The organism is uncultured Acinetobacter sp. (assembly GCF_947624825.1).
Classification (GTDB): domain Bacteria; phylum Pseudomonadota; class Gammaproteobacteria; order Pseudomonadales; family Moraxellaceae; genus Acinetobacter.
Window position 1 is genome coordinate 1 of the sequence record NZ_CANQLZ010000078.1, and the last position, 8,387, is coordinate 8,387.

General features: G+C 40.6%; 5 protein-coding genes. 1 reads left to right on the forward strand and 4 read right to left on the reverse strand.

What is annotated here, in order from left to right:
* Positions 1 to 117 precede the first annotated feature (117 nt).
* From Q0017_RS12530 to glyQ, 3 genes are all read right to left on the reverse strand, one after another.
* Positions 118 to 513 carry a hypothetical protein gene (locus Q0017_RS12530; RefSeq protein WP_298147369.1) on the reverse strand — a complete coding sequence of 132 codons (396 nt, stop codon included), beginning with the start codon at positions 511 to 513 and terminating at the stop codon, positions 118 to 120.
* A gap of 156 nt (positions 514 to 669) precedes the next feature.
* Positions 670 to 2,739: a glycine--tRNA ligase subunit beta gene (glyS, locus tag Q0017_RS12535; RefSeq protein ID WP_298147372.1), complete on the reverse strand. Its 2,070-nt coding sequence runs from the start codon at positions 2,737 to 2,739 to the stop codon at positions 670 to 672.
* On the reverse strand, positions 2,739 to 3,728 hold the full coding sequence (gene glyQ / locus Q0017_RS12540) for a glycine--tRNA ligase subunit alpha (protein ID WP_298147375.1): 990 nt from the start codon (positions 3,726 to 3,728) through the stop codon (positions 2,739 to 2,741). Before glyQ ends, glyS begins: the two co-directional genes overlap by 1 nt.
* 180 nt (positions 3,729 to 3,908) lie before the next feature.
* On the opposite strand from glyQ, the gene Q0017_RS12545 reads away from it, so the two are divergent.
* The gene (locus Q0017_RS12545; RefSeq protein ID WP_298147378.1) at positions 3,909 to 5,087 is read left to right on the forward strand and encodes a hypothetical protein; all 1,179 of its coding nucleotides are present in this window, start codon (positions 3,909 to 3,911) and stop codon (positions 5,085 to 5,087) included.
* A 51-nt stretch (positions 5,088 to 5,138) separates the two neighbouring features.
* Here the strand turns inward: Q0017_RS12545 and Q0017_RS12550 are convergent, their stop codons facing one another.
* On the reverse strand, positions 5,139 to 8,180 hold the full coding sequence (locus tag Q0017_RS12550) for an autotransporter outer membrane beta-barrel domain-containing protein (RefSeq protein WP_298147381.1): 3,042 nt from the start codon (positions 8,178 to 8,180) through the stop codon (positions 5,139 to 5,141).
* Between the last annotated feature and the right edge of the window lie 207 nt (positions 8,181 to 8,387).

Below are 8,387 nucleotides of genomic sequence, written 5' to 3' on the forward strand. Positions count from 1 at the left end.
CTATGATAAGATTAACCCGTTAGGTCAGGTGGCCTAACTTAAATAAAAAGTCTCCGACAAACCCGGTACGGTTCATAGGAAAGATAAACTATTTCAGGATTAAAACTCTTTATCTAATTACTGTAATTTTTTTACAACTTCAACAGAATCATTGCTGCTATATACAATTTCAAAAGCTGCTTTTTTACCATTAAATGCTGCTTCAGCAGGTGTACCAACGACTTCCCAAAGACCTAAAGTTGCAACATCTGCAACACCATGGAAAATAGTACGGCTCACACGGTTTGCAGTGCTATAGCCTTGAGTGAAAGAGAATACATCTACACGTTTACCATTTTTTGATTCAGTTGCAATCGGTGCACCCAATTCAGCAATCACTGCACTACGTGGCATACCGACAGCCAAAACTGATAAATCTTTTTTCTTTGGTTGTTTTGCTGCCATCACTGCTGAACAACCAGTTTGACCTAATGCGACAATCGACAGTGTTGCTGCTAAAATTAACTTTTTCATATCCTTTACCCCTAAGATCCATAAAATAAAAACAGGCATTGTATCGGATTGTTGAGAAAGCCAAGAGGCATAAAATTCCAAATTTAATTGAATTAAAAGTCATATGATCAATGTAAAAAAACCCGCTCTAAAGCGGGTTTTTTATTAAGCTAAATTTTAGTGCTGTAACACTGAAATATCAGCCACTTTGGTAAACAAGTCACGAAGCTGAGCAAGCATCAACAAACGGTTTGATTTCAAGTTTGCATCATCAGCCATCACCATTACACCGTCAAAGAATGCATCGACTGGCGCACGAAGTGCAGCAAGCGCAGACAGTGCAGCAGTGTAGTCTTTGGCAGCAAATAATGGCTCAACCACAGGCGTGATTTTCGCAAGTTCAGCGAACAATGCTTTTTCAGCATCTTCAACCAAGTTAGCTTCAACGACGTTTCCTTCAGGTGCAGCTTCTTTAGCTAAGATATTGGCAACACGCTTGTTAGCAGCAGCCAAAGCAGCCGCTTCAGGCAATGCGCGGAAGTGATTTACTGCATTTACACGCTTATCAAAATCAAGAGGAGATTTTGGTGACAACGCTTGAACCGCTTGAATTACATCTACAGCAACGCCTTGGTCTTCGTATTTCGCACGGTAACGACCTTCTAAGAATGCAACGGCATCATTTAGTGTCTTGTCGTGATCTTTCAATACATCGCCATATGCAACAAGTGCGAGTTTGATCAGGTCTTCAATCGACACATCAAGCTCGTTTTCAGTCACTAGACGTAAAATACCAATTGCAGAACGACGCAGTGCAAACGGATCTTTAGAACCTGTAGGCGCTTGACCAATACCAAAAATACCCGTCAAAGTATCTAAACGGTCTGCAAGTGCAATCGTTGTACCTGTTTTGGTTTTTGGTAAAACGTCACCTGCAAACTTAGGTAAATACTGCTCACCTAAAGACTCAGAAACTTCAGTATTTTCGCCTTCAAGACGTGCGTAGTAAGTCCCCGCAATACCTTGAAGTTCAGGGAATTCACCCACTAATTCAGAGGTTAAGTCACATTTTGCAAGAAGAGCCGCTTTTTCAGCATCTTCCGCTTTTGCACCTGTAATTGGTGCTAAAGCAACAGCGAGTTTTGCAATACGTGTCGATTTATCCCAAAGCGTACCCAATTCTGCTTGGAAGACCATGTTTGCCAATTTCTCTTTACGAGAAGCAAGCGGTTGTTTTTGGTCTTGTAAGAAGAAGAATTCAGCATCCGACAAACGTGGACGAACAACTTTCTCGTTACCTTCAATAATTTGTGTCGGGTCTTTCGACTCAATGTTAGACACAGTAATGAAGTAAGGTTGAAGTTTATTGTCACTGTTCACTAAGCAGAAGTACTTTTGGTTGTCCTGCATGGTGGTGATCAATGCTTCTTGAGGAACGGCAAGGAAGCGTTCTTCGAAGCTTGCACGAAGCGCAACTGGCCATTCAACCAATGCTGTTACTTCGTCACGTAAATCACTTGGTACAATCGCAATGGCATTCACTTCATCAGCCAATGCTTTGACTTGACCATCAATAATGGCTTGGCGCTCTTCAAAGTTAGCCACAACGTAAGCTGCTTTTAGCTTGCTTAAGTATTCGTCAGCATGCGTTAAAGTAATGGCTTCAGGTGCATGGAAACGATGACCGAAAGTTACGTTACTAGTTTGAAGATCTTGAATGGTTGCATCAATCACATCGTTGTCTTTTAACAACACCACCCATTTTACAGGACGTACAAATTCTGTACGGCTTGCTGCAGAACGCATACGTTTAGCGATTGGTAGGTTGTCTAAAGCTGCTTGTAAAATTTGCGGTAAAAGCACGTCTAAGCTTTGACCTTTGACGTCTTTTAAGTAACAAACTTTTTCAACTTTACCTGCTTGGAAAGTTGTCACTTGATCTACAGTGATGCCTTGACCACGCATAAAGCCTTCAAGTGCTTTAGTTGGGTTGCCATCGCTATCAAACGCAGCTTGTTTTGCAGGACCGTCAAAACGTTTTTGTGTGTCTGCCTGCGCGCCATCTACGTTTACGATTTTAAGTGCAAGACGACGTGGTGCTGCATAAGCTTCGATAGAATCGAATGCAAGACCTGCATCTTTTAAGCCTTTTACAGTTTCAGCAGTTAATGCATCACGTAATTTTTTTAAGCTTTTTGGTGGAAGTTCTTCACAGCCAAGCTCAAATAAAACAGTATGTTTAGACATTATTTGTTCTCCGCTGATTTTTCTGCTTGAGCAGCTTCCGCTTCAACTTGTGCTTTTAACTGCGCTAACACTTCATCACGTAATTCAGGTTCAGCCATTGGGAAACCAAGTTTGGCACGCGCTGCTACATAACTGGTGGCAATTGAACGTGCCAAAGTACGTACACGTAAAATATAACGCTGACGTTCAGTGACTGAAATCGCGCCACGAGCATCAAGTAAGTTAAAGCTATGTGATGCTTTGATCACTTGTTCGTAGGCAGGAAGTGGAAGTTCAGCCTCGATTAAACGCGTTGCTTCAGCTTCATAGAAGTCGAATAATTCGAACATCTTGTCGACTGGTGCATATTCAAAGTTATAAGTTGATTGCTCAACTTCATTTTGATGGAACACATCGCCATAAGTCACAGTGCCAAATTGACCTTTGGTCCAAACAAGATCATATACAGAATCAACGCCTTGCAAGTACATTGCAAGACGTTCTAAACCATACGTGATTTCGCCAGTCACTGGGTAGCACTCAATACCACCGACTTGCTGGAAGTACGTAAACTGAGTTACTTCCATACCGTTGAGCCACACTTCCCAACCAAGACCCCAAGCGCCTAAAGTTGGAGATTCCCAGTTGTCTTCTACAAAACGGATGTCGTGTACAAGCGGGTCAATACCAATGGCTTTTAAAGAGTCAAGATACAACTGTTGAATGTTGTCTGGGTTTGGTTTTAATACTACTTGGAATTGGTAGTAGTGTTGCAAACGGTTTGGGTTTTCGCCATAACGACCATCTTTAGGACGACGTGATGGTTGTACATAAGCCGCGTTCCATGTTTCAGGGCCTAACGCGCGTAGGAAAGTTGCAGTGTGGAATGTCCCTGCGCCCATTTCCATGTCGTATGGTTGTAAAACAACGCAGCCTTGCTCGGCCCAATAGTTTTGTAAGGCTAAAATTAAGCCTTGGAAAGTATCAATATGCGATATGGCGCGACTCATGGTCATCCAGTTAAAATTAGAAAAAAATTGCCCTTAAGTATAAGGATTTTGCAGGGGAGTGGCAAAGGTTTCCACGGAAAAGCCAATTCCTTAAACAGCAGTTTGATGTTAGTGATTGGTAAATTGTAGATGTTATGTTATAACGTTTCAAAAATAAACAAGACAAACATTGAGGGAAATATGCAAACGCTACGTCTTATTGGCTTAATCACGTTAACTGCTTTGATTAGCGCATGTGGTGGGGGAGGAGATTCTTCTAGTGAACCAAATGTTCAAGAAAAACCTAAGCCTGAGCTTGGGGTCGGGCATTTGGCAGTGGTTAGCCAAGATAATCAACGTGCAGCATTGGCTGTGTATCAGCTACAAGACAATACCCATATCTTTAATACAGCATTAAAGGCATTGCCATCGGCACTATATAGCAGCCCAAGTTATGGATATGCGGTCATCATGGATCGTGAGCTAGGTGATGTCAGCTTTTTTGGTGCGGCTCAAAGGGGCTTGTTAAACTATCGTTTAGCTGGTGGTTCACCAACACATTATCGTCAATTTAATGGCCAAGCTGCGGTTTTTTATGATGGTAATGAAACGCAAGGTTCTAAGTTTGATGTGTTTACCGATCAAGATATTGCCAATGCTAAGGTCACTTCGCAGCGTTTGCCGTATAAACATCATGGTGTAGCTGAGCCACGCGGTGAGATGGTACTTAGCAGTTATCTACCCGAAGGACAAACACAGTTGAGTATGGTTAAAAGCTATTTACAGCATGGCAATCATTATCATGTTGAGCAAACTTTAACTGAATCTTGTCCGGGCTTACATGGTGCCGCATCTAACCAAAATTTTACAGCGTTTGGTTGTCAAGATGGCGTGTTGTTGGTAGAGCAACAAGGGCAAAGCTTTATTGACAGTAAAATTCCAACCCAAGCACGTATTGGCACTTTAGTGGGGCATGAAAAAGTACAAGATATCGTTGCTATTGCTTCAACCGAGCAAGATTTATTGATTATAAATCCACACACCCAGCAAGTTGATCAAGTTGCATGGACGAGCAAAGCGCTAAAACGCTTAAAACAAAGCTTTAGCAGCAGTGGGCAATATTTTGTAATTTTAGATAGCCTCGGCACCTTACATATTTTAGATAGCAGCACATGGCAGGTTATACATACCCTACAAATTTTTGCAGCCGACTCTCGCGCAATTGCTCAGGCACAACTGGCCATGCATGGTGAAAAGGATCAATTGTTTGTGAGTGATAGCCTGCAAAAATCAATCTATCAAATTGATTTAAAGACGGCAAAAATTGAGCAGACCATTCAATTAGATGTCACACCTCAGCAAATTGCTTGGCTGAAATAAACAATATATAAAAAAATGCTGCCAAGGCAGCATTTTTTAATTTAAAACAGCTTAGAAACGACCTTTAATACCAATACTTACTTGGGTTTGGTCACTATCGCCTTGTACATCTGTGCTATGGCGGACATCACCATAAACGTAATATAAATTTTCCAACTGCACCTGAATACCTAAGCCTGCCTCAATTGAACTTTCTTCATAACTCTCTTTTAAATGAGTTTCTGAGTTGTCGGTTAAAGACACCAAACGTAATTCATGATCTGGGGCAAACTCATGTTTGTAATTGAGTAAACCATAGACGCTTGCAGGGCGTTCTTTATAGTTAAAGTGATGATTCACCTGTGTACCTAAACGTGCAATCACACTACTGGTGCTGTCTGCAATGACCTTAGAATAAGCATCTTGGGTGTCACGATAGGTGGTATAGATATAAGACAATTGTGCTTGTGGTTCAATCTTGGTGCTTTCATTAAAATTAAATGAACGACCTAATTCAATTGAACTGGCACTTTGCCATGCTTCCCATGTGAAATCGGGTTCATCAGCCACCTCAATTGAATTTTCGATATAGTTCATTTGAGTGACTAAATCTAAATACAGATTGTTGTTAAAGGTGGCCGTGTAATAAGCACCAAAACCAAAGCTGTCGGTATCAATTGAACTATTTTGATGACCTAAGCCTAATTTTAAACGTTCATTGTCATAAGTTTTGGCATTGGCATGAATAAAGTGGTTCATTAAACCAAAGCGGTGTTTTGATTTTTCTTTTTCAATGGCTAAGTATTCACCACCTAGCTGATAACCCATACTGTATTGGTTATAGTCAAATTGCTTTTCACCATTTTTATTCACGCTATTACCAAGCAAACGCCCCCATGTGGTTTTATAGTTCACATCGGGTTCATAAGGACTGCCAATACGTTGATACAACGACGAAATGGTGGTTAGCCCCGTTTCAATATTAGAAGATAAAGTTGAAATATAGTTACCAATTCCTGCTCGATAGGTGCTGTATAAGTACCAATCGCCATCATTTGCATCAGCTGGGCTGTTTTGCAAAAGATTATATTCAAAAGCATTGACTTTAATTGGACCATTGGCAAGGGTAAACTTAGCATCAGATTGACCGTCAACATCAATCACTTTAATACCTTGCTGGGTATAGTCACCTCGACCACCCATGTTTTCAACTTGTACGCTGGCTGTGCCTATGGTGTTGCCTTGAATTGCAAGAACATCTGTTGCACTGTTGTCATTGCCAAGCACAGTTTGAATCAAGATATTAGAGTCGGCTTGACCAACATAGTCATTCATTAATGTTAAACGGCCAAAGTCACGACCATTTGGATCAATAAATGAACCTGCTTCACCTGTGACTAAACCGCCAACAAAACCTTGTCCACTCAAAGTTGCACCATTTAAAACATTAAGCGCTTGGTTGTTGAGTAAACCGTCTACACGTAAAGTACCTTGTGCAATATTAGTGACACCAGCAAAAGCTTGGCTTTGCCCTGTAATATGTTGGGTGCCTGTTCCGACTTTATGATAGCCACCTTGACCCGTAAATTGCCCTGCAAAAGTGGTGTCACGTTGAGTACCTGCAATGAGTACTTTATCTCCAGTAAATACAGTGCCTGCTGTACTACTTAGATCTTGAATTTGAGTCGCAGGGTTCTTTAATTCGGCAATTTCAAAGCGTGCAGCTGCATCATCTAAATGTACACCACTGCTATAGCGCAGATCGCCATTTTCTTTAAGTGCTAAAGTGGCATTTTCAATAGTGGTTTGACCTGTATAGGTATTTTCACCCTCAAACACGACGCGACCATTTTGGTTAGTCGCATCTGAAATATAGAAGTTGCCTGATTGGTTTGTACCAGCGGCATTGCTGAATATGCCTTTATAACGGCTTTCTTTGCCATTGGCATCAATGCGTCCACCTAAGTCATTAATAGTAAAATTATTACTGTAAAAACCTGAGTACGGCCCATGATCTACTTTTAATGTACCACCCTCAAAAATTGGGCGAACGTTGACACCTAAAGCTTCATTATAAGTTGTTGAACCATTTAGTTTGGTACTTTGATAATATGTTTCGCGTAAATCAATATTGGTCCATTGCTCGATCACTGGTGGCTGAGGATTGGTTGGAAAGCCAAACAAATAAGCATAATCAATCACTGCAGATTGTTGGGCTTTTAAATCACCAATCTCAAAGCCCATACCAATTGCGAAGTCACCTACTTGTTTGTTATCTAACCCTTGAAGATAATTATCAGGATCTACAGACCAATTTCTAAGAACTGATGTGTCATGTGTGTATTTAGATTCAGAAAAAATGCCAAGCATATTCTGAGTTGAAGGACCTGTGGCATATACCCAATCTTGTTCTGCAAGACCTTGGCTACTATCACCACGTTGGTTAAGGGTCTCAAAATAGCTGCCTGTATTCCCAGCTGGTGGAATAAAACCATCTGGATCTGGATCAATTGCAGTCGCAAATTTAACATTGGTCAAATCTTGCTGTGCGGTAATCGTGGTTTCTACAGCAACGCCGTGTAAAGTGTTATCAACGCTATATTCATTGGAGATGGTATAATAAACATTACCACCTGAGCTATATTGTCCTGTCCATTTGGTATCTTGTTGGCCTTTTGCTTGATCAACGACGTTAGTGGTGCCTGATGATATGGTGGTGAAATCATTATAAGTATTTAAAACGCCAGCAATATGATTGGTATTGGCTTTTGTTCCTGTTTCATTGGTTGATACAGAGAACATTTGCCACGGTACACTCGGTGTTAAATAGTCTTGTGTAGGAGAGAAAATGCCTGAACCTTGCGGATCATACAGCATGCCTACATTATTAACGTTGCCTGAACCTAAGGTACCATTGGCGGCGACTGAAACTTTAACATACTTATTTTCAAGGATTGCTGCATGTGATGTTGTAAGCCCTGCGACTAACAGCGTGCTAAGAGTAATACCGCTGCTGAGGGCTGTTCGACTTTTTATTTTTCCCTTTGCATGCTCTGAAGTAACAACATAATCCCCAGTTGCTGTGCTAAAAACATTTTTAAATACCCGATTCATTGTTATTATCTCTTCAAAAGATTTGCGACATAATTAACATTTTTTAAAGTTTTTGTAAATGTATGTTAGCTGGCTGACATGCTGAACTTATTTAAATAGATCATATGAAATATTAATGAATATAGGAAAGAATATATTAGACCTCTTGCGAAAGTAAAAAATTGTTTATACTAGTCCCATGAAATATGAAAATTTAACTAGATTTAA